This is a genomic window from Amycolatopsis sp. SID8362 (assembly GCF_010550475.1).
GTDB lineage: Bacteria > Actinomycetota > Actinomycetes > Mycobacteriales > Pseudonocardiaceae > Amycolatopsis > Amycolatopsis eburnea.
In genome coordinates this window covers 1-717 of the sequence record NZ_JAAGNB010000369.1, presented here as the reverse complement: position 1 = coordinate 717, position 717 = coordinate 1, and the positions used below count along the sequence as shown (strand labels likewise).

Here is a 717-nt window from a genome sequence, read left to right as displayed (position 1 = left end):
GGCCGCGAGCGCGTGGCCGCCTACCGCGCCCGGCTGGCGAGCGACCCCGGCGTGGTGCCGGTGCTCGACCCGCTGGTGCCCGCGGTGATCCACACGGTCCGCCACTGGAGCGCGGACGGCACGCCGGTCGCCCTGGTCCACGACGAGCAGCTCGCGCTCACCCCCGAGCGCGTGCTGCAGCTCAAGGCCACCCTCGGCCCCCGCCTGGCCGGCGTCCGGTTCGTCGACTCCCGTGCCGACGCCCGGGTCCAGATCGCCGACTTCCTCGCCGGCGTCGCCCGCCGCATCGCCTCCGACGAGCTGAACGGCCGCGGCGACGCCCGGCTGACCGGTCTCCTGAAGTCCTTTGTGGACGCCGACTCCGTCTGGGACGACGGCTGATCTCTGACTATAGTCAGAGAATGGACCAGGAGCTGATCGACGGCGTCCGGCGCTTCAACCGCACGGTCACCCAGCGGATCGGCGCGCTCGACGACGCCTTCCTCGCCCGCGACCGGCCGCTCGGCCAGGCGCGGGTGCTGTGGGAGATCGGTGCGGCCGGCCTGGACGTGCGTGAGCTGCGCGAACGGCTCGACCTCGACTCCGGCTACCTGAGCCGGCTCCTGCGCGGGCTCGAACAGGACGGCCTGGTGCGGGTCGAGCCGAGTGACGCCGACGGGCGGGTGCGGACCGCGCGGCTCACCGCGGCCGGGGTGGCCGAGCGCGCCGTCCTCGACC

At 74.8% G+C, this 717-nt stretch carries 1 protein-coding gene and 1 pseudogene; both read left to right on the top strand.

From position 1 onward, the window contains the following. Window positions 1–381, top strand: a pseudogene (locus G3I65_RS11970) (hypothetical protein); the annotation flags it as partial. 20 nt (window positions 382–401) lie between these two features. Next, window positions 402–717, top strand: a 316-nt coding sequence (locus G3I65_RS11965) for a MarR family winged helix-turn-helix transcriptional regulator (protein ID WP_160696164.1), incomplete at its 3' end; no start/stop codon positions are given.